At 63.7% G+C, this 22,856-nt stretch carries 20 protein-coding genes and 1 pseudogene; 12 read left to right on the top strand and 9 right to left on the bottom strand.

The features are described from left to right. Nucleotides 1-35 precede the first annotated feature (35 nt). Together E5554_RS06335 and E5554_RS06330 are read right to left on the bottom strand one after the other, a co-directional pair. Nucleotides 36-413: a DUF559 domain-containing protein gene (locus tag E5554_RS06335; RefSeq protein ID WP_136186290.1), complete on the bottom strand. Its 378-nt coding sequence runs from the start codon at nt 411-413 to the stop codon at nt 36-38. Between the two features lie 61 nt (nt 414-474). After that, a complete protein-coding gene (locus E5554_RS06330) occupies nt 475-2,361 on the bottom strand; it encodes a ribonucleoside-diphosphate reductase subunit alpha (RefSeq protein ID WP_010336832.1) in 1,887 nt (628 codons plus the stop codon). Between the two features lie 618 nt (nt 2,362-2,979). On the opposite strand from E5554_RS06330, the pseudogene E5554_RS06325 reads away from it, so the two are divergent. Then, nucleotides 2,980-3,635 (top strand): annotated as a pseudogene (locus E5554_RS06325) (glutathione S-transferase family protein). Between the two features lie 101 nt (nt 3,636-3,736). Continuing rightward, the gene (locus E5554_RS06320; protein WP_136186289.1) at nt 3,737-5,257 is read left to right on the top strand and encodes a fumarate hydratase; all 1,521 of its coding nucleotides are present in this window, start codon (nt 3,737-3,739) and stop codon (nt 5,255-5,257) included. A gap of 180 nt (nt 5,258-5,437) precedes the next feature. On the opposite strand, the gene E5554_RS06315 is transcribed toward E5554_RS06320, so the two are convergent. Further along, on the bottom strand, nt 5,438-7,729 hold the full coding sequence (locus E5554_RS06315; protein WP_136186288.1) for a TonB-dependent receptor: 2,292 nt from the start codon (nt 7,727-7,729) through the stop codon (nt 5,438-5,440). Nucleotides 7,730-7,959: 230 nt separating this feature from the next. On the opposite strand from E5554_RS06315, the gene E5554_RS06310 reads away from it, so the two are divergent. The 4 genes from E5554_RS06310 (at nt 7,960) to E5554_RS06295 (ending at nt 12,782) form a co-directional block, all read left to right on the top strand. Continuing rightward, a complete protein-coding gene (locus E5554_RS06310) occupies nt 7,960-9,030 on the top strand; it encodes a DUF3667 domain-containing protein (RefSeq protein ID WP_136186287.1) in 1,071 nt (356 codons plus the stop codon). Between the two features lie 30 nt (nt 9,031-9,060). Continuing rightward, nucleotides 9,061-9,978 carry a DMT family transporter gene (locus tag E5554_RS06305; protein ID WP_136186286.1) on the top strand — a complete coding sequence of 306 codons (918 nt, stop codon included), beginning with the start codon at nt 9,061-9,063 and terminating at the stop codon, nt 9,976-9,978. Between the two features lie 239 nt (nt 9,979-10,217). Next, nucleotides 10,218-11,579, top strand: coding sequence for a methyl-accepting chemotaxis protein (locus tag E5554_RS06300; RefSeq protein WP_010336825.1), 1,362 nt, complete (start codon nt 10,218-10,220; stop codon nt 11,577-11,579). A 114-nt stretch (nt 11,580-11,693) separates the two neighbouring features. Beyond that, nucleotides 11,694-12,782, top strand: a complete 1,089-nt coding sequence (locus E5554_RS06295) for a DUF2235 domain-containing protein (protein ID WP_136186285.1) — start codon at nt 11,694-11,696, stop codon at nt 12,780-12,782. Between the two features lie 56 nt (nt 12,783-12,838). On the opposite strand, the gene E5554_RS06290 is transcribed toward E5554_RS06295, so the two are convergent. Further along, entirely contained in the window at nt 12,839-13,471 is a 633-nt protein-coding gene (locus E5554_RS06290; protein ID WP_004209916.1) for a MarC family protein, read from the bottom strand. 78 nt (nt 13,472-13,549) lie between these two features. Beyond that, nucleotides 13,550-15,010: an arylsulfatase gene (locus tag E5554_RS06285; protein ID WP_037507297.1), complete on the bottom strand. Its 1,461-nt coding sequence runs from the start codon at nt 15,008-15,010 to the stop codon at nt 13,550-13,552. Nucleotides 15,011-15,208: 198 nt separating this feature from the next. Here E5554_RS06285 and E5554_RS06280 point away from each other — a divergent pair, with 198 nt between their 5' ends. Next, complete coding sequence (locus E5554_RS06280; protein WP_136188273.1) at nt 15,209-16,426, top strand: MBL fold metallo-hydrolase; 1,218 nt, start codon at nt 15,209-15,211, stop codon at nt 16,424-16,426. Between the two features lie 101 nt (nt 16,427-16,527). Then, nucleotides 16,528-17,208 (top strand): HPP family protein, encoded by a 681-nt coding sequence (locus E5554_RS06275; RefSeq protein ID WP_136186284.1) that lies wholly within the window; start codon nt 16,528-16,530, stop codon nt 17,206-17,208. 6 nt (nt 17,209-17,214) lie between these two features. On the opposite strand, the gene E5554_RS06270 is transcribed toward E5554_RS06275, so the two are convergent. The 4 genes from E5554_RS06270 to E5554_RS06255 form a co-directional block, all read right to left on the bottom strand. After that, entirely contained in the window at nt 17,215-17,727 is a 513-nt protein-coding gene (locus E5554_RS06270; RefSeq protein ID WP_136186283.1) for a hypothetical protein, read from the bottom strand. A gap of 73 nt (nt 17,728-17,800) precedes the next feature. Continuing rightward, on the bottom strand, nt 17,801-18,307 hold the full coding sequence (locus tag E5554_RS06265; protein WP_004209910.1) for a DUF3617 domain-containing protein: 507 nt from the start codon (nt 18,305-18,307) through the stop codon (nt 17,801-17,803). A gap of 80 nt (nt 18,308-18,387) precedes the next feature. Further along, nucleotides 18,388-18,681 carry an HNH endonuclease gene (locus E5554_RS06260; protein WP_136186282.1) on the bottom strand — a complete coding sequence of 98 codons (294 nt, stop codon included), beginning with the start codon at nt 18,679-18,681 and terminating at the stop codon, nt 18,388-18,390. A gap of 40 nt (nt 18,682-18,721) precedes the next feature. Further along, nucleotides 18,722-19,288: a DUF3617 domain-containing protein gene (locus E5554_RS06255; protein WP_136186281.1), complete on the bottom strand. Its 567-nt coding sequence runs from the start codon at nt 19,286-19,288 to the stop codon at nt 18,722-18,724. A 213-nt stretch (nt 19,289-19,501) separates the two neighbouring features. On the opposite strand from E5554_RS06255, the gene E5554_RS06250 reads away from it, so the two are divergent. The 4 genes from E5554_RS06250 (at nt 19,502) to E5554_RS06235 (ending at nt 22,855) form a co-directional block, all read left to right on the top strand. Beyond that, a complete protein-coding gene (locus E5554_RS06250) occupies nt 19,502-19,927 on the top strand; it encodes a hypothetical protein (RefSeq protein ID WP_235681953.1) in 426 nt (141 codons plus the stop codon). A gap of 50 nt (nt 19,928-19,977) precedes the next feature. After that, nucleotides 19,978-22,161, top strand: coding sequence for an excinuclease ABC subunit UvrB (gene uvrB, locus E5554_RS06245; RefSeq protein WP_136186280.1), 2,184 nt, complete (start codon nt 19,978-19,980; stop codon nt 22,159-22,161). Between the two features lie 117 nt (nt 22,162-22,278). After that, nucleotides 22,279-22,563, top strand: a complete 285-nt coding sequence (locus tag E5554_RS06240) for a type II toxin-antitoxin system RelE/ParE family toxin (protein WP_136186279.1) — start codon at nt 22,279-22,281, stop codon at nt 22,561-22,563. After that, entirely contained in the window at nt 22,535-22,855 is a 321-nt protein-coding gene (locus E5554_RS06235) for a HigA family addiction module antitoxin (RefSeq protein WP_210729805.1), read from the top strand. Before E5554_RS06240 ends, E5554_RS06235 begins: the two co-directional genes overlap by 29 nt. Nucleotide 22,856 lies beyond the last annotated feature (1 nt).

Genomic DNA, 22,856 nt, shown 5'->3' with positions numbered 1-22,856 from the left:
CCCTCTCCCATCGGGAGAGGGAGGGGCCCGCGCCGTCAGGCGTGGGAGGGTGAGGGCGAGAGACGCGCCGCGATGACCGCTACGACGCCTCCGGTATTTTCCATGACTTCATGGTTCCAGAAACGCAGGACGTGATAACCCTGCGCTTCGAAATAGCGGGTGCGGGCGGCGTCCTGTTCGATACTTTCCGCGTGGGTCGCGCCGTCAACTTCGACAATCAGCTTACCAGCAAAGCAGAGAAAGTCCGCGACGTAGGGACCATATGGCACCTGACGGCGGAATTTCACGCCGGGCAGCTTGTCGCGCAATGCGGTCCAGAGGCGCTTTTCCGCTTCTGGAGCATTGCGGCGGAGGGCCTTGGCTTTGTCGAGGGCACCGGAAGGAAGACCTTCATAATGGCGGCGGCTCGTCATCACCCTCACCCTTCCGCCGCTACGCGGCTCCCTCCCTCTCCCGATGGGAGAGGGATTCAAGTCACTGGCAGGCGAGGCACTCGTCATAGTCGGTGGTCTCGCCGATCTCGAACTTGGGGGCGTCGATCGTGTTGTCCGCTTCCACGCCACCGGCAAAGCCAGCGCGCTGCACCGACTTGGAGCGCAGATAATAGAGCGACTTGATGCCCAGTTCCCAGGCGCGGAAGTGAAGCATCAGCAGATCCCACTTCTCGACATCGGCCGGGATGAACAGGTTCAGCGACTGGGCCTGGTCGATATAGGGGGTGCGATCGGCGGCCAGTTCGAGCAGCCAGCGCTGGTCGATCTCGAAGCTGGTCTTGTACACATCCTTTTCTTCCTGGGTCAGGAAGTCGAGATGCTGGACCGAGCCGCCGCGTTCCAGGATCGAGTTCCATACGGCGCTCGAATCCTTGGCCTTTTCGACCAGCAGCTTTTCCAGATAGGGATTCTTCACCGCGAAGCTGCCCGAGAGCGTCTTGTGGGTGTAGATGTTCGCCGGGATCGGTTCGATACAGGCCGAGGTGCCGCCGCAGATGATCGAAATCGACGCGGTCGGCGCGATCGCCATCTTGCAGGAAAAGCGCTCCATCACGCCCTGGTCGGCGGCGTCGGGGCACGGCCCGCGCTCCTGCGCCAGCATCATCGACGCCTCGTTCACCTTGGCATTGATATGCTTGAAGATGCGCAGGTTCCACGACTTGGCCATGGCGCCTTCGAACGGGATGCCGCGTGCCTGCAGGAAGCTGTGGAAGCCCATGACGCCCAGGCCCACCGAGCGTTCGCGGCTGGCGCTATATTTGGCGCGGGCCATTTCCGGCGGGGCGCGGTCGATATAGTCCTGCAGCACATTGTCGAGGAAGCGCATGATGTCTTCCGCGAAGGTCGGATGATCCTTCCACTGATCCCAGGTTTCCAGGTTCATCGAGGAGAGACAGCAGACCGCCGTGCGATCCTGGCCGAGATGGTCGCGACCCGTCGGCAGGGTGATTTCCGAGCAGAGGTTCGACGTCGAGACCTTGAGTCCCAGGTCGCGGTGATGCTTGGGCATCATCCGGTTCACCGTGTCGGAGAAGACGATATAGGGTTCGCCGGTGGCGAGGCGGACCTCGACCAGCTTCTGGAACAGCGCGCGGGCATTGACGGTGCCGCGCACCGACTGGTCCTTGGGGCTGCGCAGGTTGAAATCACTGCCGTCGCGCACCGCTTCCATGAACTCGTCGGTCAGCAGCACGCCATGGTGCAGGTTGAGCGCCTTGCGGTTGAAGTCGCCGCTCGTCTTGCGGATTTCGAGGAACTCCTCGATCTCCGGGTGGGAGACGTCGAGATAGCAGGCGGCCGAGCCGCGACGCAGCGAGCCCTGGCTGATCGCCAAGGTCAGCGAATCCATCACGCGGACGAAGGGGATGATGCCGCTGGTCTTGCCATTGAGGCCGACCGGCTCACCGATGCCGCGCACGCTGCCCCAATAGGTGCCGATGCCGCCGCCGCGCGAGGCGAGCCAGACATTCTCGTTCCAGGTGTTGACGATGCCTTCCAGGCTGTCGTCGACGCTGTTCAGATAGCAGCTGATCGGGAGACCCCGACCGGTGCCGCCGTTCGACAGCACGGGCGTTGCCGGCATGAACCAGAGCTTGGAAATATAGTCATAGACGCGCTGCGCATGGTCGGCATCGTCCGAATAGGCGGCAGCGACGCGGGCGAACAGATCCTGATAGCTCTCGCCGGGCAGCAGATAGCGATCGTTCAGCGTGTCCTTGCCGAATTCGGTCAGCAGCGCATCGCGCGACGAATCCGTCACGACATGAAAGCGACGCTCATGAATCTTGGACGACGCGGACTCGGTCGCCTTGCCCTTGGCAGCCTTGGGCTCGGCCTTGTCCACCAGATCCTCGATACGCTCGTCCATTACCGTCGCCACGTCGCCGTTTCCACCTTGTTCACTATCTCGAAAGTCCATGCGAGCCCCCGATTGTTCCTGTTCCGTTCGATTCGGTCCAGCGATGCCGGGGCGCACCCAGACATCATAGCATGAACCCGATCGGGCCGGGACAGAAATGGGGTCAACCGATCCGATCGCAAGGACAAAAGCCCCGTATCGCCGGAAGCAGGTCCGACAATGCAATCACAATCTATTGGGTGACCCCCTTGGTCCCGATACCACAGATAGTGCCACAGCCCCGCCGACACGCAAGAGGGTAAATGACAGTTCGGGGACTCGGTTCATCGACGCCTGGATTCGTTTCGTCGCTGACACGCCACCCCATAGCGCAGCGACGCGCGGACTTCCAAGGGCCTTGGAAAAGACAAGGGGGGCCTATGAAATTAAAAAATAAATTTGCCTTGCCACGCAAATGCGCGCGTCGCGCGATCGGCGACAAAATCATGACATGGGGGCAGAGGCGCGGACGCGACCACAATCTGTTGAATCGCTGCCTTTATCGTCCCCCTGCATATCACCGCGCGATACGCTATGGTGATGGGAAGGCAGGCGAATCCGGACGGCTCCGATGATCGGGAGGCAGGCATGATCCTCTATTACCATCCCCTCTCCTCCTATTGCTGGAAGGTGCTGATCGCCTTCTACGAAAATGGCACGCCCTTCACCCCGCGCATCCTGGAGGATGAAGCGGCCCTGGCCGAATGGCAGGCGCTCTGGCCGCTCGGCAAATTCCCCGTGCTGCACGACCCGTGCGCGGCGCGACGATCGCGGAGGCGAGCATCATCGTCGAATATCTGGGCCGGCACGAACCCGGCACCTTTCGTCCGATCCCGGTCGATGGCGATGCGGCGATCGAGGTGCGGCTGATGGACCGCTTGTTCGACAATTATGTGATGGGGCCGATGCAGGCGCTGGTCGCCGACCGGTTGCGCCCCGAGGAGGCGCGCGATCCCCATGGCGTGGCGGCCAATGTGGCGGCGCTGCGCAGCATCTATGCGGTGCTGGAGGATCGGCTGGCCGGGCGGAGCTGGGCGGCGGGCGATCATCTGTCGCTGGCCGACTGCGCGGCGGCGCCCTCGCTATACTATGCCGACAGGATCGTGCCGCTGCGCGCCGGCCATCCGGTTCTGGGCGCCTATCTGAACCGGCTGGAGGCGCGGCCCAGCTTTGCCCGCGTGCTGCGCGAGATGCAGCCCTGGTGGCAGAATTTTCCCTTTGCCAGCGGGCCGCTTGCGTCCTGAACCGCAACCCTCTTCTGGACTCATCGTCTCAAAGGCCTATAGCCCCGCCTTGCAGGGACCTGCCGTGCAGAGGCGGGCCGCAAGAATAGGGACCAGGGTAGATGACCGTCATCAAGACCGCCGACCTCATCGAGAGCGTCGCCGACGCACTCCAGTTCATTTCCTACTATCACCCGATGGATTATATCCGGGCACTGGGTAAGGCCTATGAGGCCGAAGCCAATCCGGCGGCGAAGGACGCCATCGCCCAGATCCTGACCAACAGCCGCATGTGCGCCGAAGGCCACCGCCCGATCTGCCAGGACACCGGCATCGTCAATGTGTTCGTGAAGTGGGGCATGGAGTGCCGGCTGGACGACAATAGCCGCTCCATGCAGGAGGTGATCGACGAGGGTGTGCGCAAGGCGTATCTGAACCCCGAGAATCGCCTGCGCGCGTCGATCCTGAAGGATCCGGCTTTCTCGCGCCAGAACACCAAGGACAACACGCCCTGCGTGCTGAACGTAGAGATGGTGCCGGGCAACAAGGTCATCATCGACGTCGCGGCCAAGGGTGGCGGCAGTGAGAACAAGACCAAGTTCAAGATGATGAACCCCAGCGATTCGATCGTCGACTGGGTGCTGGAAATGGTGCCGCAGATGGGCGCGGGCTGGTGCCCGCCGGGCATGCTGGGCATCGGCATCGGCGGCACCGCGGAAAAGGCCGTGGCGCTGGCCAAGGAAAGCCTGATGGACCCGATCGACATGGGGGAACTCAAGGCACGCGGGCCCCAGAACAAGATCGAGGAACTGCGCATCGAGCTGTTCGACAAGGTCAATGCGCTGGGCATCGGCGCGCAGGGCCTGGGGGGCCTCGCCACCGTGCTCGACGTCAAGATCCACGACTATCCCTGCCATGCGGCGGGCAAGCCCGTGGCGATGATCCCCAACTGCGCCGCGACCCGCCACGCGCATTTCACCCTCGACGGCTCCGGCCCGGCCTATCTGGAAACGCCCAAGCTCAGCGAATGGCCGCAGGTCGACTGGAAGCCGAGCAAGGAAGCGATCCGCGTCGATCTCGACACGCTGACGCCGGAAATGGTGCAGGGCTGGAAGCATGGCGACCGCCTGCTCTTGAACGGCAAGATGCTGACCGGCCGCGACGCCGCGCACAAGCGGATCGCCGACATGCTGGAGAAGGGCGAGACCCTGCCGGTCGATTTCAAGGGCCGCGTGATTTACTATGTCGGCCCGGTCGATCCGGTGCGCGACGAAGTGGTCGGCCCGGCCGGCCCCACCACCGCGACGCGCATGGACAAGTTCATGGACATGATGCTGGAACAGGGCCTGGCCGCCTGCGTCGGCAAGGCCGAGCGCGGCCCGGCCGCCACCGACAGCATCGCCAAGCACAAGAGCGCCTATCTGATGGCGGTCGGCGGCGCGGCCTATCTGGTCGCCCGCGCGATCAAGGAAGCCAAGGTCGTGGGCTTCGAGGATCTGGGCATGGAAGCCATTTACGAGTTCACGGTGGAGGATATGCCCGTCACCGTCGCCGTCGATAGCGAAGGGCAGAATGTCCACCGCCTTGCCCCGCTCGTGTGGCAGGAAAAGATCAAGAAGGAAAAGCTGCTCGAAGGGGCATAATCTTCCAGACCCTGTCCCGTTCGCCCTGAGCTTGTCGAAGGGCTCTTCTTTTTTCAAAGGAAGAGCAGAGCTTCGACAGGCTCAGCCCGAACGGTAGAAAAAGGGCGCTCCATCATATGGATGGAGCGCCCTTTTTCTTGCCCCTCCCCATGCTGGGCATGGGGAGGAGTAACTTAGGTCTTACAGCTTGCCGCTGAGCGACACGCCGATGATGCGCGGTTCGTTGAACACCGGCGCCATGTAGTTTTCGATCACGCCCTTCATGTTCTTCTCGCCCGTGATGTTGCGGGCGAAGGCGGCGATCTCATATTTGCCGTCCGGCGCGGTGTAGCCGATCTTCAGGCCGCCTTCGAAATCGCCCTTCGAATAGAACTCCTTCGTCTTGTAGAGGACGAAGTTGGTGTAGCCCTGAATGTTCCAGTCGGTCGCCGCGAAGAGCTTGCCGCCATTGCCCAGTGGCACGTCGTAACGGGCCGCGATGTTCGCGGTGTATTTCGGCGCGTTGGGCAGCGGGTTGCCGTCGATCCGGGCGAAGACGCCGCGCGAATTGGTGACGGTCGGATCTTCCACCGTGCAGACCACCACGCCGTTCAGCGTGCAGACCTGCGCATAGACATTCTTGTCGTTGATCTCGCTGTGCAGCAGGCTGAGGCCGGCCGACACGGTGAAATTCTCGAACGGACGCGCTTCGAGGTCGGCTTCCAGACCATAGGCCTTGGCGGCGTCGGCATTGAACAGGACGCCATTGCCGTTCACGTCATTGCCGTTCAGCTGGATGTCCTTCACCTTCCAGGCGAAGCCCGACAGGTTGAAGCGCAGGCGGTTGCTGAACAGGTTCGTCTTGATGCCGCCTTCGTACGACATGATCGTTTCCGAATCCGCCGTGGTGAAGTCGCTGTTGAAGACAGCCGAGCGGCCCTGGATGGTCGGGCCACGGAAGCCGCGGGCGACGCGGGCATAGAGGCTGACTTCGGGGGTCACTTCATAGAGGGCGCTGACGTCCCAGCTCGGTTCCTTGCCGGTCAGCTTCACATAGCGGCGACCCGCATAGGTGGAGACGCCCGCGACGTTGGCGGTGGCGCGGACCAGACGGGTTTCCTTCGTGTCCTTGGTGTAGCGGCCGCCGGCGGTGATGGTGAAGCCGGGGACGACTTCATAGCTGGCCTGACCGAACAGACCCCAGCTTTCATTCTTGTTGCGCAGGCGCACCCAGTTGTTGGGGTTGCGCGCCGCGCCGGTCAGGAAATAGGCGCGCTGGTAGAAGTCGGTGGTGTCGCGGCTGTCGAAATACATGCCGCCGACCTGCCATTTGAAGGCGCTGTCGCCGTTGCTGGCGAGGCGGACTTCCTGGGTCAGCTGGTCGAGGTCGCGGACATTGCCCTGGCTCTGGCCGAAGCCGTTCGCCACGCCATTGACCGGATAGTCGGCGCCCGCGCCGCCATCCGTATCGCCACGGCTGTAGCCGCTGGTGGTTTCATAGGCGGTGATCGAGGTCAGCGTGACCGGCCCCATGTCGATCGCGATATTTTCCGACGCGCCATAGGTCTTGTAGGCCTGCGGGTTGTTCATCGCTTCGTCGAGCGCGATCTTCGTGCGGGGTTCGCCCGACACGCTGTTGCTGCCCTTGGTGAGGCCGCCGCGATGGAAGATGGTCGAGGTGCCGTCATAGTCGCGGGCGTGGACGCTGGTCAGCATCGAAACATTTTCGGTCGGCGTCATCAGCAGCTGAAGGCGCACGTCCTTCTCATTATAGCCGCCCATCGCGTCCTTCTTGGGGGACACGGTGCCGTCGGCGCTGGGGCCGGTGTAAGTGTTGTCCACCCAGTCGTCGCGGTGCTGGTAGAGGGCCGAGACGCGGAAGGCGAGCTTGTCCGCGACGATCGGGCCGCCGATGCCGCCGTCGAAGGTGACGGTGTTATAGCTGCCATAGCTGGCCTGGGCGCGGCCTTCCCACTCCATCGACGGGCGGATGGTATCGAACTTGATGATGCCCGCCGTGGTGTTGCGGCCGAACAGCGAACCCTGCGGGCCGCGCAGCACTTCCACCTGATTGACGTCGAACACCGGGTTCGACTTCAGCACGACATGCTCAAGGACGACATCGTCCTGGATGATCGACACCGGCTGCGACGCGCCGAGGTAGAAGTCGATATTGCCGAGGCCGCGAATGTAGAAGCGCGGGAAGATGCGGCCGGTGGTGGTTTCGGCATAGAGGCCGGGCACGCGGGCGGCGAGTTCGAGAATGTCGCCGCCGCCGGCGGTCAGGTTGCGCAGCGCATCACCCTGCACGACGCCGACCGACACCGGCACCTTCTGGAGATTTTCCGAGCGGCGCTCGGCGGTCACGACGATCTCGTCGAGCTGGCCGGCGTCAGCGCCCGCTTCCTGCGCATGGGCGGCGCCACCAAGGGCGAGCGCACCGAAGGCCGAGGTCAGCAGCAGCGCCGACCGTGCGAAAGTGAATTTCGACAAGGTTATTCCCCGATAATATTGCTTTTGCGTCCGGGACAGCGGCGCCCCTGCGCCTGCCGTCCGGGATGCCATCGCCGCTAGGCGCGATTTGTGGCGGGACGGTGACGCTCGCCCTGTCGATCTCGCTTACATGTCGGAATGTTGCCGAGCGTTGTAACAATGCAACACAATGCGATCCGCGCGCCAAGGTGACTGGCAAGCGTCATACACCCTTGTTATCGTCCCCGCCCATGACAGGGGAAATCGAAGTAGCGGGTGACGCGATCACCGGGGGCATGCTGGCACGGGCGGTCGAGCCAGGCCATGGGGAAGCCGGGCATGGGGCCCATGAAGCCGGCCATGGCGCCTGCCTGAATTGCGGCACGGCGGTGACGGGTAATTATTGCCCCGAATGCGGCCAGGCCGCGCATCTGCACCGCAGCTTTGCCGCGATCGGCCATGACCTGGCCCATGGCGTGCTGCATTTCGAGGGCAAGATCTTCACCACCCTGCCCGAGCTGGCGCTGCGCCCCGGACAGTTGACGCGCCGCTATATCCATGGCGAGCGGGCCAAGTTTGTCTCCCCCTTTGCCCTGTTCCTGTTCAGCGCCTTCCTGATGTACGCGATCTTCTCGCTGACCAGCCATCATGGGCCGGAAGGCGCGCGCAACCAGGTGAAGATGAACAGCGAGGCAATCGCCGAGCTGAAGAAGGAAGAGGAAAAGGCCGATGCCCGCATCGCCAAGGTGCAGGCGCAACTGGCCGAGCCGGGGATCAGCGCGAGCCGGCGCGAGACGTTGCAGGAGAAGCTGAAGGACGCGCAGGACGAGCGGAAGGGCCTGTCGCTGGCGAGCGGTCTGACCGACTCGCTGACCGGCGAAGGCGTCAACAAGAACGTCGCCGATACGGTCGGCAAGGCGATCAGCGCAGCGGCCAAGGATCCCGAATTCGCCTATTACAAGCTCAAGGCCAATGCCTATAAATTCTCCTGGCTGCTGATCGTCATATCGCTGCCTTTCCTGTGGCTGCTGTTCCCGTTCAGCCGCCGGTTCAAGATTTATGACCATGCGATCTATGTGACCTATTCGATCGCCTTCATGTCGCTGCTCTTCTCGCTGTCGATGATTCTGACGGCGGTCGGCATCACCCATGGACTGGTAACGCTGGTGCTGCTGCTGTTCGCGGCCTGGCACATGTATCGCCAGTTCAAGGATGCCTATCAGCTTTCGCGCAGCGGCACCTTGCTGCGGCTGCCGCTGCTGTACGGCTTTGCCTGTGCGTCGCTCTCGCTGTTCTTCGCGTTCCTGATGATGATGGGGTGACGGGTCGCGTCCCTATTGTATAGGGCGCGCATGATTACCTCCCCGATCTGGTTGCCCGCCACGTTGATGGCCGGGGCCACGCAGGCCTGGCGCACCGCGGTGCAGCGGCGCGTGGGCAAGACGCTGTCGATCAATGCGGCGGGCCTGGTCCGCTATCTTTACGGCATTCCCTTCGCGCTGATCCTGCTGGGCGGCTATCAGTTGCTCTTCCCCGCGCCCTTCCCTGCGCTGGGGCGGATGTTCCTGCCCTTCTGCCTGGCCGGCGGGCTGGCCCAGATCATCGCCACCAATTTGCTGATCATGGCGTTCGGACACCGCAATTTCGTCGTCGGCACCGCTTATTCCAAGACCGAGGCGGTGCAGGGGGCGATCCTGTCCTTCCTGCTGATGGGCGAGCGGCTGAGCGCGCTGACCTGCGCCGGGATCGGCTGTGGCGTGGCCGGCGTGATGCTGCTGTCGACCGGCGGCAAGCGGATGGGGCCGATGGATTTCCTGCGCGCGCTGGGCCAGCCGGCGGCGATCACCGGCATCGCATCGGGATTCTTCTTCGCGCTGACCGCGATCGGCATCCGCCGCGCGACGCAGGAGGTGGGCGGGGGCGATCCGATCCATGCCGCGCTGATCGTGCTGAGCGTCACGGTGCTGCTGCAGACGCTGTTGCAGGGCGGCTATCTGGCGCTGCGCGAGCCGGGCGAGATGCGCAAGGTGTTCACCAGCTGGCGCGTGTCGGGCCAGGTCGGCTTCCTGTCAGCCATGGGATCGGCCTGCTGGTTCACCGGCTTTGCCACCGCGCCGGTCGCGCTGGTGCGGATCGTCGGCCAGATCGAGGTCGCCTTCACCATGGCGTTCGGCCATTTCTATCTGGGCGAACGCATGGCTCGCAGCGAGGCGATGGGGCTGATGCTGGTCGCCTGTGGTGTGGTGCTGGCGCTGCTGGGCGCGCTGTAGGCGTTTTTGTGAAATGCGCGAAAGAGCGCATTTCAAGAGCCGCACCGGCCCACACCCCCACCCGGCCTCCCAGACATGATATCCTGATGGGCGGCCGGGTAGGGGTGGGGGCCGGTGCGGAGGCGTCATTCTGGCGAAGCTGACATCCGTGTCAGTATGATAACCGATATTTTACCATCCATGGCTAGCCAGTTGCCGTGGGCACAGAAACGCAATCGGGAACCGTCGCACGAGCGGTAATGAAGGTCGCCAAATTATCCGGCGACCTGGGTATCCGTACGCTCGACCTTCAGGCAGACATCAGCGAACTCGCGGACCGGGTGACGCAGCAGGCGCGCACGATCGAGGCGATCAGCGGCGCCGCGTCGCAATTGTCGCGCGATGGCGAAAGCGTGTCGCTGGTCGGCCAGGACGCGCGCGAGAAGGCGGTCGCCGCCCGCGCCATCATCGATGATTCGGGACGGCAGCTGTCGACCGCGAACGGCAATTTCGTCGACCTGATCGAACAGGTGAGCCGCATCCATGCGCGCCTCGACGGCTTTGGCGAGGCGCTCAAGACCGTCGCCCATGTCACCAGCGTGATCAGCGGCATCGCCAGCCAGACCAATCTGCTCGCGCTCAACGCGACGATCGAGGCGGCACGGGCCGGTGACGCGGGGCGCGGCTTTGCCGTGGTCGCGGCCGAAGTGAAGAAGCTGGCGCAAGAAACGGCGAGCGCGACCCAGACGATCGAGCGGTCGATCGGCGCGCTGACCAGTGAGGCCGGCGGCATGCTGGACAGCATCACCCATGGCGCACAGACCGCGCGCACGGCGCTGTCCGACACCAAGAATATCGAGGCGCTGGTCGACCGGCTGGGATCGCTGATGCAGGGCCTGTCGAGCAATAGCGAGGCGGTGGCCGAGCGGATCGCCTCCATGGTCGGCTCCGCCAGCGAGATCCGCACCGGCCTGTCTGCGCTGTCGAGCACGTCGGGCGACAATGCCGACGGCCTGCAACGGCTGTCTGGCCGGGTGTCGATCGCCAGCGACGATACCAACATGCTGCTGCAATATCTGGCGGAGAGCGGCGTCGACATTCCCGATTCGCCCTATATCCGGTTCAGCCTGACCGCCGCGCAGGCGGTGGGCCATGCGATCGAGCAGGCGCTGGATGACGGCCGTATCAGCGAGGCCGATGTGTTCAGCGAATATTATGCGCCGATCCGCGGCACCAATCCGCCGCAATTCACCCATCCCATCCAGCCGATCATGCAGGCCGAGGCGCGCGCGCAGCAGGAAGTGGCGCGCGGCTACAAGGGCTTGTTCGGCATGACCTTCACCGATCGCAACAGCTTCGGCGCGATCGCCATGCCGGAACGCGCGCTGCCCCAGCGGCCGGGCGACGAGAAATGGAATGCGGAATTTTCGCGCCAGGGCGTGGTGTTCGATTTCCCCGACACGCGCGAGCAGTGCAAGATCACCGAACCCTTCTGCATCAAGGCCTATCGTCGCCTGACCGCCGAGGGCGAGGTCATCCTGCTGAAGCAGGTGATCGCCTCCATCCATGTGCGCGGGCGCCACTGGGGCATCTTGCAGATGGCCTATAAGGATCAGGGCTGATCCGCGCCGCCCGGCGCGTCCGTTTCCTCCTATAAATCAGGCTGCACGACAGCGACCATGGCCGCCCGCCCGATAGAGCAGGGCGGCCATTTTCATGCCGGTGGGGAGGTAGGGATGAAGCGCCTCGTGGTCTGTTGCGACGGCACCTGGAACGAACCCGACCATAATGAGCAGGGCAAGCCCTGCCCGACCAATGTGGTGAAGCTGGCCAGCCTGATCCCCGCAATGGCGGAGGACGGCACGGCGCAGCGCGTCTTCTATCATAATGGCATCGGGTCGATGGCGTCGCGGACCAAGCGGCTGATCGACGGGGCCACCCGCTATGGCATCAGCCGCATCCTCCTGTCCTGCTATGCCTGGCTGGTGCGCACCTATCAGCCGGGCGATCAGCTCTATTTCTTCGGCTTCAGCCGGGGCGCCTATACCGCCCGGTCGCTGGCCGGCTTCGTGCGCAATTCCGGCATATTGCGGCCCGAGCATGAAAGCCTGATCCCCGATGCCTTCGCGCTCTATCGTTCGCGCGACGGCACGCGCGCGCCGCGATCGGAGGCGTCGCGCCTGTTCCGGCAAAGCTATGCCTGGTCCGACGGCACGCCGATCCGGTGCGTCGGCGTGTGGGACACGGTCGGGTCGCTGGGCGTGCCCAACACCTTGTTCCAGGGGATATTGAAGCATCTGTTCCGGGTGAACCGGGAATTTCACGACACCGACCTGTCATCGAGCGTCGCCTTCGCCTTTCATGCGGTGGCGATCGACGAGCATCGCAAGCCGTTCCTGCCGACATTGTGGACGATCCCCGAGGGGCAGGGCGCAGGCCAGCATGTCGAGCAATGCTGGTTCCCCGGCTGCCATGCCGATGTCGGCGGCGGCAATCCCGATTCCGCCCTGTCGGATATCGCACTGGAGTGGATGGTGGCGCGCGCGCGGCTCGCGGGACTGGCGGTGGATGATCCGTTCAGGCTGGTGCCGCCCGGTTTCCCGCCGCACCATCTCGATCCGCTTGGGCCGGTCAGCGAATCCCAGACCTTCTTCTATCGCCTGTTCGGATCCGGCCAGCGTGGGATCGACGTGCCGCATGACGCCGGGCAGACCAATGAAGCGCTGTCCGATGCGGCGATCGAACGCTGGCACGAGCTCCCCGAATGGCGGCCGGCGGCGCTGGTCGACCTGGCGAAGCGCAAGCCCGACATGCTGCAGCCATAACACGCAAAAAGGGGCGGATCAGGGCCGGTCGGCGCCTGATCCGCCACCCCGTCGCATCAAGGGACGACGGGAAGCGGTCCGGGCACGACGCCATATTGCTGCAGGCCCGACATGATCGCGTGGATCGCCAGCGCCGCCTGCAGCACCGCGATCATCCAGCCGAACGCCATCAGCGTTCCGGCGTGGATGAAGCCCAGCAACTGGCGGGCAAAGATCATCGCCAGAAAATCGGCCACCATCATGCCCAGGAAAATCCCGAACACGCCGGTCAGGAAGGTCCGGGTATCGCCAGCCACGGCCGCGAACAGCAGCAGCGCCACGATACCATAGGGCGTGATGATGATCGGGAAGGTCACCGGCGACATGGCCAGCCCCTTGGCCGAGGTCGGCGGCGCATCGGGCGCAGGGGCATGCTGCGCATTCTTGACCGCCTCCAGCGCGCCGATCAGCAGCAGCACGCCGCCGGTCAGCAACAGATCGGGCGATGCGATCTGCCAATTCTGGCGCAGATTGTCGCCGATGAACAGGATGAGGAAGCCGACGGCCGTGGCGATCAGGGTCGATCGGAGCGCCAGCGCGCGCCGCTCCCCATCGGGCAACTGGCTGGTCAACTGGGCAAAGGCGGCGATCACCTTGATCGGTCCCAATGTGACGAAGAAGATGACCAGGACGAAACTCAGATCATTCATGGCACGCACCCCTGCCCTGCCGAACCATCGGATGCCGCAGGTCGGGCCCCTGCGGCATCCGCTTCATGCCTGTCGCGATCAGCGCGCCTGCGAGGCCGATGCGTCCGCCACCATCGCGTCCAGATCGAAATCCAGGCTCTTGATGCGCGGCGGATATTCCTGAAGCGACTTCATGAACTTTGCGATCTGCGCGGTGGCCGGCGCCAGCGTCCAGGATCGGTTTTCCTGCCACTCGTCGAAGCCGCGCGCTTCATGGAAACGCTCGAACGGATCGAGCTTCAAATTGGTGATCAGCGGCGTGTTCAGATTTTCCTGAATGCCGTTGAACCATTTGTCCTGCGTCTTGAACAGGAACTTCCAGTCGCCATAGCGCAGGCCGTGCAGCGTGGTTTCCGTGAAATAGTAGAAATCCTTGCGCTTCGACTTGCCCTTGCCGCTGAGCAATTCGGTCTGGTCATAGCCGTCGAGATGGACCTTGTAGGTCATGCTGCCGATGGTCTTGCCCTTGAGCAGTTCATCCTTGAGCTCCGGCTCGCCCAGCGCGGACAGGATGGTGGGCATCCAGTCCTCCATCGCCATGAACTCGCCAGTGGCGACATTTTCCTGCACATGGCCGGGCCAGCTGACGACGCAGGGCACGCGGAAGCCGCCTTCATAGCCGCCGACGCCCTTTTCGCCGCGGAAGGGCTGGTTGCCGCCATCGGGCCATGAATTGGAGGCCGCGCCATTGTCGGTCGAGAACATGACGAACGTGTCGTCGGCCACGCCCAGTTCTTCGAGCAGGTCGAGCAGTTCGCCGACATGATCGTCCATCTGCTTCACGCCGTCGGCATAGAGACCATAGCCGGTGACGCCGTCATATTCGGGCGGCAGGTGGGTCTGGTAATGCATGCGCGTCGTGTTGTGCCAGACGAAGAAGGGCTTGTCGGCCTTCACCGCGTCGGTGATGAAGCGCTTGGATTCGACCATGAATTCATTGTCGAGCGTCTTCTGTCGCTCGGAACCGAAAGGCCCCTTGTCCTCGATCGACTGGCCCCCCTTGCCGTCGGCCTTGCTGTGGATCACGCCGCGCCAGGCGAAGGCCTTGGCCACTTCGGGATCCTTGGGATAATCATATTCTTCCGAATATTGGCCGGCATTGAGGTGATAGAGGATGCCGAAAAATTCGTCGAAGCCATGCGCGGTCGGCAGATGCTCGTCCCGGTCGCCCAGATGGTTCTTGCCGAACTGGCCGGTGGCATAGCCATGGGGCTTGAGCAGTTCTGCGATCGTGGGATCTTCCTTCTGCATGCCCTGCGGCGCGCCGGCGAGGCCGACGGTGCTGAGGCCGACGCGGATCGGATATTGGCCGGTGATGAAGGCGGCGCGGCCGGCGGTGCAGGAGGCCTGGGCATAATGATCCATGAAGATCATGCCCTTCTTGGCGATGCGATCGATATTGGGGGTCGAGCCGCCCATCATGCCGCGATGATAACAGCTGAGATTCCACATCCCGACGTCATCGCCCCAGATGATGAGAATATTCGGCTTTTTGCTCATGCGATGCTCCTGCGAGTCAGACTTGGGAAGACGAACGGCGCAAGGCTAGGTCGGCGATGGGCCGGTTGGTATCGGGGTTATCCTTGAGCCCGAGGCCGGGAATGGCGCACTCGCCAACATGGGTCAGGGTCAATAGGGAGGCCTTGCCCTGCCCCGCCGGTCCGCTATGGCGGCGCGATGACGGGCATGGGAGCAGGCATGGCGCGCGCGGTTGCAATGATGAAGGCTGTCGGTGTCGCGCTGCTGTTCCTGCTGATCGCCGCCTGTCTGGCGACGGTGATCGTGCCGCCCTTCCTCGACCGCATCTATTATGAGGGGCCGGCGAGCCGCCATTATGACGGCGCCCGCTTCTTCAACCCCGATGGCGAGATCGACATGCCCGCCCCGCCCGGCACCAGCCGGCAGGGCTTCATCGCCCGCTGGCTGCTGGGCAATGACGATCGCCCGGCATGGCCCGATGCGGTGGCGGTGAAACCGGCGCGTCCGGCCCCCTTTGCCGCGCCGCGCGGCATGGTCGCCACCTGGGTCGGCCATGCGACCGTGCTGGTGCAGGCGGCGGGCATCAACATATTGACCGATCCGATCTGGTCCGATCATGCCAGCCCCTTTCCACCGCTGGGGCCGAAACGGGTCGCGGAGCCGGGCATCAGGATGAAGGATCTGCCCAGGATCGACCTGATCGTCATCAGCCATAATCATTATGACCATCTGGATATCCCGACGCTCAAGGCATTGTGGCAACGCGACCGGCCCAGGATCGTCACGGCGCTGGGCAATGACGCGATATTGAAGGCGAACGGCATCCCGTCGGTGGCGCTCGACTGGGGCCAGTCGGTGACCGGCGCGCAGTTGAACGGGCTGGTGCCCGAAGCGGTGATCCAGTGCGAGAATTACGAGCATTGCCCGGACTATCGGGTCCATGCGACGCGCAACCATCATTGGAGCAGCCGCTGGTTCACCGACCGCAATCGGGCACTCTGGTCGAGCTTCCTGATCGAGACGCGGGCGGGCAATATCTATTTTGCCGGCGACACCGGCGCGGGCGACATGGGCTGGACCGGCGATGCGACGCGGTTCGGGCCGATCCGGCTGGCGCTGATCCCGATCGGCGCCTTCCGCTTCTGGCCGGGGCAGATGGAATCGGACGCGCATATCGGCCCGCGCCGCGCGGTCGAGCTGTTCGAGCGACTGGGCGCATCGACCGCGATCCCGATCCACTGGGGCACCTTCCGCCTCTCCTACGAGAAGCGTGACACGCCGCCGCGGATGCTGGAGCAATATCTGCGCTGCGAGGGGATAGAGCGAAAGCGCTTCGCGCCGGTGCGGATCGGCCAGTCGCTGCTGGTGCCCAATGTCAGCCCGGTGCCGCGCGGCCCCAGGCATTGCGACCAGCGGGCGATCGACGCGCTGGAATAAGCGGCCCTCGGGCGACTCCGGGCAATATTGGGGCCAAGAAAAACTGGGGTGGCCTTTTCGTCCGTGGCGGCGCATGGGGCTGCGCCAAAGGAATATCCGCAATGAATCTTTTCAAGCCGCTGCTGGCCGGCGCCCGCCCGATCGACCGGATGATCGCGGGCCTGGGCGCGGCGATCGGCATCAGCCTCACCATATTGGTGTGCAGCCAATTGCCGCTGCATGCCGGCGACCTGCCGATCATCGTCGCGCCGCTGGGCGCGTCGGCCGTGCTGATCTTCGCCGTGCCGGCGAGCCCGCTGGCCCAGCCCTGGTCGGTGGTGGGCGGCAATATCCTGTCCAGCCTGATCGGCGTCGCCGCCTATCAACTGATCCCCGACATGATGGTCGCGGCCGGCGTGGCGGTGGGCGTGGCGATAATATTGATGAGCCTGCTGCGCTGCCTGCATCCGCCCGGCGGCGCCGCCGCGCTGACCGCGGTGATCGGCAGCCAGGGCATTCATGATGCCGGCTATGCCTTCGCCTTTGCGCCGGTCGGGATTAATTCGATCGCCCTGGTGTCCCTCGGCCTCTTCTTCCACCGCCTGTCGGGCCACAGCTATCCGCACCAGCCGGTCGCGCCGCCGGTGATCGCCGACCAGTTGCGCGCGGAGGCGGGCTTTCATCTGGAGGATATCGACAAGGCGCTGGCCGAACTGCCCGACAATTTCGACATCAGCCGCGCCGACCTCGACCTGCTGCTGTCGCGGGCGGAAATCCACGCCCAGGCCCGCCGGGCGGACTGAGGCCGATCAACAGTCGCCGATGCGGCGAAGCATCCGTCGGGCAGAGATGACCAGCATATGATTGCTGCCGGTCGGCAGACTCAACCGCTGGATCATCCGCATGTCGAGTTGCAGCCGGTCCGGTCCGATCATGCCGTCAAACCGGACGGCCGGCGTCACCGCCTTTCCGGCCGACCGCATGATCGGCGCACAACTGGCAAGGCCCGATACCGCCGGACCATCGCGATCGAGCCTCTCGACCCGACAGCCTTCGAACCGCTGGTTGAGGAAGCGCTCCATCTCATCCTGCTTTCGCAGATAAGGCTCCCCGCAATGTTCCTCGACCCGGTCGAGCTTGGCGAGCAGATCGCGAAAATCGCCGGGCAGTTCGCCATCGGGCACGCCACGATCATCCATAGTGATGCCGATCGGCACGGTCTCGTCGCGCCAGCGGCCCAGGCGCGGAATATTGTCGGGATCATCCAGCGCCGGCCTGCATCCTGCCAGCAACAGCGCCGCGCACATCCATCCTGGTCGCATATGTCCCCCAATCCCCGACGGAGGACATAGAAGCGGCGGATTACCGGATCGCTAATCCGCCGCGGAAAGCCTGTCAGGCCGGGCAGTCGCCGTCGCGCTTGCCGGACAGGTCGTGGGTGGTGCGCAGCACCGGCTTGCCGCCCTGCGTCTTGGTCATGGTGGTGCCGAAGGTCAGCGTATCCTCGGTAAAATTGCCCTCGACCACGATTTCGGAGGTGCCAGCGCCGGCCTTGCAGGCGAGGGTCGCGATCAACCGGCCCTTGCGCACCATCTTGTCCTTGTAGCTGCAGTCGCTGCCTTCCGCCCCGGCTAGCGCATCGGCGTCGGGCACGCCGGCGGCATCGACCTTGATGCAGATCTTGTCCTCGCTCACCTGCTTGAGCGCGGCCTGATATTCCTCCGCCGTGACGGTGGGGGTGTTGTAGCCGGTGGTCTTGCGGCTGAGCGTCCATTGCCCGCTCTTCATCATCGCCGGCGCGGCTTCCTCCTCCTGCGCGGGCGGAGCGGCCGGTTCGCTGCCGCAGGCGGCAAGGGTCAGGCTGGTGGCCAGCAAGCCGCCCAGCGTCAGAATGTCACGCATATCCTCTCCCCGTTCGTTCCACCGCGGCACGCTCTACCGATGCGCGCGCGGGCGCAAGGGAAATTATCATGCCCGTCCCTTCATCGCCGTCGGCGCCCGGCGGACAGGGTGGGCGCATGGAAATCGGCCGGCTTGTCGGCGATCCAGCCGAGGAAACGGGCGATGGCGGGATGGCTGCGCAAGGCCATGGCATCGGCATAGGTGCGGGCCAGCTCCACGTTGGACAGGGTGGCGTGGATGGTGCGGTGGCAGATCGGATGGACCGGCACCATCTGTCGCCCGCCCCTGCTCTTGGGCACGGGATGATGCCATTCGATCCGCGCGCCGAGCGGGCGGGCGCAGAGCCAGCAGCCTTGTCCCTCCCTCTGCGTCACCCGGCCAGGTCGACGCCGCAGCCCATGAACGCGACACGCCTCATTGCCCCTCCGCACAATCCGGGCCGATCCAGCGGCCCTCAGACCGTGCCTTCATCGCCATCTCCATGCCATTGGGCAAGCCGGTCTGCCGCATGTCCATCTGCACCGCATAGCTGTCGGGCGCATAGATGCCGGCCATCGTCATGCTGCTGGTGCCGCCATCGCGCTGGCAGGTGACATTGCCCTTCACCGTGCCGCCGCGCACGGCGAAGTCGCTGTAGCGGCAATCCTTGCCCGGATCGCCGGAAAAGGCGCGGCCGTCGGGATGGGCGGCCTGCTCGGGCGTGACGCAATAACGCAGGGTGCGGTTCATCGCCTGCTGCATCTGCTGACGCGCCGCCGCGGGCATCGCCTCCCCGCCGCTCATGTCGATCCGCTCCATCACGAAGCGCCCTTCCCACTGGCCGGGCTTGAGCTGCACCTTCTCGATCTGCGTGACGGCCGCGTCATGGCTCATCGCGTCGGTCGCGGCGATCTGTGTGTCCTGGCTGGCGGGCGGCTTGTTGCATCCGGCCAGCGCCGCGAGCGCGCAGGCCAGCAGGCCGTTGGTCAAGGCTTTGGTCATCACCGGCTTCCCCTGGCATATCTTGGTAGAAGCGACCCTTTATCTGGCCCAGACTTAGCAAGCGGCGGCGGGTCTGGATATCGGGATTATTGCGATCCGGGGCGGCCGGGCGTTGATGAAAGCTCATTTGTTCTTTTTTTGTTCTAAAATTGATGCTAGATGTTACGTTCATGACTGCGGGACGTGCCGATGACCGAAGAAAGGGCCGGCGTCATGAGCGATAAACTCGATACCCTGGGACCGCTCATGAACGAGATCGGTCAAGAATTGGCCAGCTTGGTTGGAGGCGATCCAGATGGCGTGTTTCTGTATGTGGAAATCGGAGACGGGTGGGTAAGCCCCAGCGTTTTCAAGGATGAAGGCGACGTCGTTCGTTATTATAATCCGCGCGACACAAATCTCAGCGATATGCTTTGGGAAGCCTGGTATCTGGAACCCGACGGCCCCAACATGCGCTGGTCAGTGTTGGAATATGAGGTCAGAGACAGGAAATTTCATGTCAGCCTGAAATATCCGGAAGAAGTGAATGTCGAGATTGTCGATGACGAGCGCCGCGAGACTGTCCTGCGCGCGCGGTTCGGCGACAAGCCGGTGATCTATCCGCCGCCGCCCAAGAGCGCGTTCGAATTGCAGCCCTGACTTGCCAGGGCGCGGATTGCGCCCTTGCCCAAAGGCCCCATATTACGCCCATGTCGATTCAGATCCGCACCAGCCTTGACGAACCCGAAACCGGCCAGGACTTCGTGCCGCACCGGCCCGCGCGCCCGGAGAAGAGCGAGGGTGGACGTCCCTTCACCCTGGTCAGCGACTATGAACCGTCGGGCGACCAGCCGACCGCGATCGCCGAACTGGTGGCGGCGGCAGAGCAGGGCGAGAAGGACCAGGTGCTGCTGGGCGTCACCGGTTCGGGCAAGACCTTCACCATGGCCAAGACGATCGAGGCGTTGCAGCGGCCAGCGCTGATCCTGGCGCCCAACAAGATATTGGCGGCGCAGCTCTATGGCGAGTTCAAGAGCTTCTTCCCCGACAATGCGGTCGAATATTTCGTCAGCTATTACGACTATTATCAGCCCGAAGCCTATGTCGCACGGTCAGACACCTATATCGAGAAGGAAAGCTCGGTAAACGAAAGCATCGACCGGATGCGCCATTCGGCCACCCGTGCGCTGCTGGAGCGAGACGATGTCATCATCGTTGCGTCCGTTTCCTGCCTTTATGGCATCGGGTCGGTCGAAACCTATTCGGCGATGACCTTCTCCATGAAGAAGGGCGGGATCGAGGACCAGCGCGAGATCATCCGCAAGCTGGTGGCGCTGCAGTATAAACGCAACGATGCGGGCTTCGCGCGCGGCAATTTCCGCGTGAAGGGCGACAATCTGGAAATCTTCCCGTCCCATTATGAGGATACGGCCTGGCGCATCAGCTTCTTCGGCGACGAGATCGAGGAGATTGTCGAGTTCGATCCGCTGTCCGGCAGGAAGGTCGCCAGCCTCGATTATGTGAAGGTCTTTCCCAACAGCCACCATGTGACCCCTGGCCCGACCTTGAAGCAGGCGATGGAGGCGATCCGCTTCGAGCTGACCGAGCGGCTGAAGGAGCTGGAGAGCGAAGGCAAGCTGCTGGAGGCGCAGCGGCTGGAACAGCGCACCAATTTCGACCTGGAGATGATCGCGGCGACCGGCAGTTGCGCGGGGATCGAGAATTACAGCCGCTTCCTGACCGGCCGCCTGCCCGGCGAACCGCCGCCGACTTTGTTTGAATATCTGCCCGAAAATGCCGTGCTGTTCGTGGACGAAAGCCACCAGACCGTGCCGCAGATCGGCGCGATGGCGCGGGGCGACCATCGGCGCAAGATCACGCTGGCCGAATATGGCTTCCGTTTGCCGAGTTGCATCGACAATCGGCCGCTGCGCTTCAACGAATGGGACGCGATGCGGCCGCAGACGGTCAGCGTCTCGGCGACGCCCGGCCCGTGGGAGATGGAGCAGACCGGAGGCGTGTTCAGCGAGCAGGTGATCCGCCCCACCGGCCTGATCGACCCGCCGGTCGAGATCAAGCCGGTCGAGGATCAGGTCGACGACCTGATCAACGAATGCCGCAAGGTCGCGGCACAGGGATACCGTACGCTCGTCACCACGCTGACCAAGCGGATGGCCGAGGATCTGACCGAGTTCATGCATGAGGCGGGGATCAAGGTCCGCTATATGCATAGCGACGTCGAGACGCTGGAGCGTATCGAACTGATCCGCGATCTTCGCCTGGGCGTCTATGACGTGCTGATCGGCATCAACCTGCTGCGCGAAGGGCTGGACATTCCCGAGTGCGGGCTGGTGGCGATCCTCGACGCGGACAAGGAAGGCTTTTTGCGCAGCGAGACATCGCTGATCCAGACGATCGGCCGCGCCGCCCGCAATGTCGACGGCCGCGTCATCCTCTATGCCGACCGGGTGACGGGCAGCATGGAACGCGCGCTCAACGAAACGTCCCGCCGTCGCGAAAAGCAGCAGGCCTATAATGATGCGCATGGCATCACGCCCTTCACGGTGAAGAAGAATATCGGCGACATCATCGCCCATGTGGCGAGCAAGGATCAGGTCACGGTCGAGACGGGGCTGGAGGACAGGCCCCACCTCGTCGGCCATAATCTGCGCGCCTATATCGAGGATCTGGAGAAGAAGATGCGCGCGGCGGCGGCGGACCTGGAGTTCGAGGAAGCCGGCCGCATCCGCGACGAGATCCGCAAGCTGGAGGCGGAGGAACTGGGCCTGCCGGCGGACCAGCAGGTGGCCGCCCCGCGCGGTCGCGCGACCGAAGGCAAGCCGGGCACACGGAAAGGTCGGTTCGGGAAGACGACGCGGAAGTTCGGGCGGTAGGACTGGCTGCTACCGGCCTATGCCTTAGACGTAAAAGGCCCCACGACGGTAAACGTCGATTCAAATCTGATGCAGGTTGCGCCAGATTAGATTGTCGTCCTGTGGGAATATACCGCCATGATCCGCTCCTTCGCCGATCCCGAGACCGAAAAAATCTGGAATGGTGAGCGCAGCCGCAAGCTGCCTTCGGATATGCAGGACCGCGCGCTTTCTAAATTGAAGCTACTCAACCGCGCTCGCACCCTGGACGACCTGCGTAACCCACCCGGCAATCGCCTTCATGCGCTGAGCGAGGACCGGGCTGGGCAACATTCAATTTCCATCAACATGCAATGGCGTATATGCTTCGTCTGGAAAGACGGACACGCGCATAATGTCGAAATCACCAACCACTACCGATAACCCTGACTGGCTGCATAATGCGCATGCCGGCCAAATGCTGTGGCTGGAGTTCATGGAACCGCTGAACATGACCGTAGCGGAATTGGCAACCGCGATCGGTTTGCCGGTGGATCGAGTGCAGGCCGTGATTGACGGCGACCACCCAATGGACGGTGAACTCGACCTTCGATTGGCCCGCTATTTCCGTATGTCGGAAGGTTTTTTCCTGGGCCTCCAGATCGACTATGAACTGCTGGAAGCCAAGCGAGCGCTGAACGGCGAACTGGATCGCATCGTCCCGCGCGCCGCTTGAC

Origin of the sequence: Sphingobium sp. PAMC28499 (genome assembly GCF_004795815.1) — a bacterium.
Taxonomy (GTDB): Bacteria; Pseudomonadota; Alphaproteobacteria; order Sphingomonadales; family Sphingomonadaceae; genus Sphingobium; species Sphingobium yanoikuyae.
The sequence above is the reverse complement of the archived record's forward strand: the minus strand, read 5'-3'. Positions and strand labels throughout refer to the sequence as shown.

Excerpts from the sequence above, each read along its gene's own strand:
- E5554_RS06335 (WP_136186290.1), bottom strand. The coding sequence starts at position 413 with ATGACGAGCCGCCGCCATTATGAAGGTCTTCCTTCCGGTGCCCTCGAC.
- E5554_RS06330 (WP_010336832.1), bottom strand. The coding sequence starts at position 2,361 with ATGGACGAGCGTATCGAGGATCTGGTGGACAAGGCCGAGCCCAAGGCT.
- E5554_RS06320 (WP_136186289.1), top strand. The coding sequence starts at position 3,737 with ATGACCGTCATCAAGACCGCCGACCTCATCGAGAGCGTCGCCGACGCA.
- E5554_RS06310 (WP_136186287.1), top strand. The coding sequence starts at position 7,960 with ATGACAGGGGAAATCGAAGTAGCGGGTGACGCGATCACCGGGGGCATG.
- E5554_RS06305 (WP_136186286.1), top strand. The coding sequence starts at position 9,061 with ATGATTACCTCCCCGATCTGGTTGCCCGCCACGTTGATGGCCGGGGCC.
- E5554_RS06300 (WP_010336825.1), top strand. The coding sequence starts at position 10,218 with ATGAAGGTCGCCAAATTATCCGGCGACCTGGGTATCCGTACGCTCGAC.
- E5554_RS06295 (WP_136186285.1), top strand. The coding sequence starts at position 11,694 with ATGAAGCGCCTCGTGGTCTGTTGCGACGGCACCTGGAACGAACCCGAC.
- E5554_RS06290 (WP_004209916.1), bottom strand. The coding sequence starts at position 13,471 with ATGAATGATCTGAGTTTCGTCCTGGTCATCTTCTTCGTCACATTGGGA.
- E5554_RS06285 (WP_037507297.1), bottom strand. The coding sequence starts at position 15,010 with ATGAGCAAAAAGCCGAATATTCTCATCATCTGGGGCGATGACGTCGGG.
- E5554_RS06280 (WP_136188273.1), top strand. The coding sequence starts at position 15,209 with ATGGCGCGCGCGGTTGCAATGATGAAGGCTGTCGGTGTCGCGCTGCTG.
- E5554_RS06275 (WP_136186284.1), top strand. The coding sequence starts at position 16,528 with ATGAATCTTTTCAAGCCGCTGCTGGCCGGCGCCCGCCCGATCGACCGG.
- E5554_RS06270 (WP_136186283.1), bottom strand. The coding sequence starts at position 17,727 with ATGCGACCAGGATGGATGTGCGCGGCGCTGTTGCTGGCAGGATGCAGG.
- E5554_RS06265 (WP_004209910.1), bottom strand. The coding sequence starts at position 18,307 with ATGCGTGACATTCTGACGCTGGGCGGCTTGCTGGCCACCAGCCTGACC.
- E5554_RS06255 (WP_136186281.1), bottom strand. The coding sequence starts at position 19,288 with ATGACCAAAGCCTTGACCAACGGCCTGCTGGCCTGCGCGCTCGCGGCG.
- E5554_RS06250 (WP_235681953.1), top strand. The coding sequence starts at position 19,502 with ATGAGCGATAAACTCGATACCCTGGGACCGCTCATGAACGAGATCGGT.
- uvrB (WP_136186280.1), top strand. The coding sequence starts at position 19,978 with ATGTCGATTCAGATCCGCACCAGCCTTGACGAACCCGAAACCGGCCAG.
- E5554_RS06240 (WP_136186279.1), top strand. The coding sequence starts at position 22,279 with ATGATCCGCTCCTTCGCCGATCCCGAGACCGAAAAAATCTGGAATGGT.
- E5554_RS06235 (WP_210729805.1), top strand. The coding sequence starts at position 22,535 with ATGTCGAAATCACCAACCACTACCGATAACCCTGACTGGCTGCATAAT.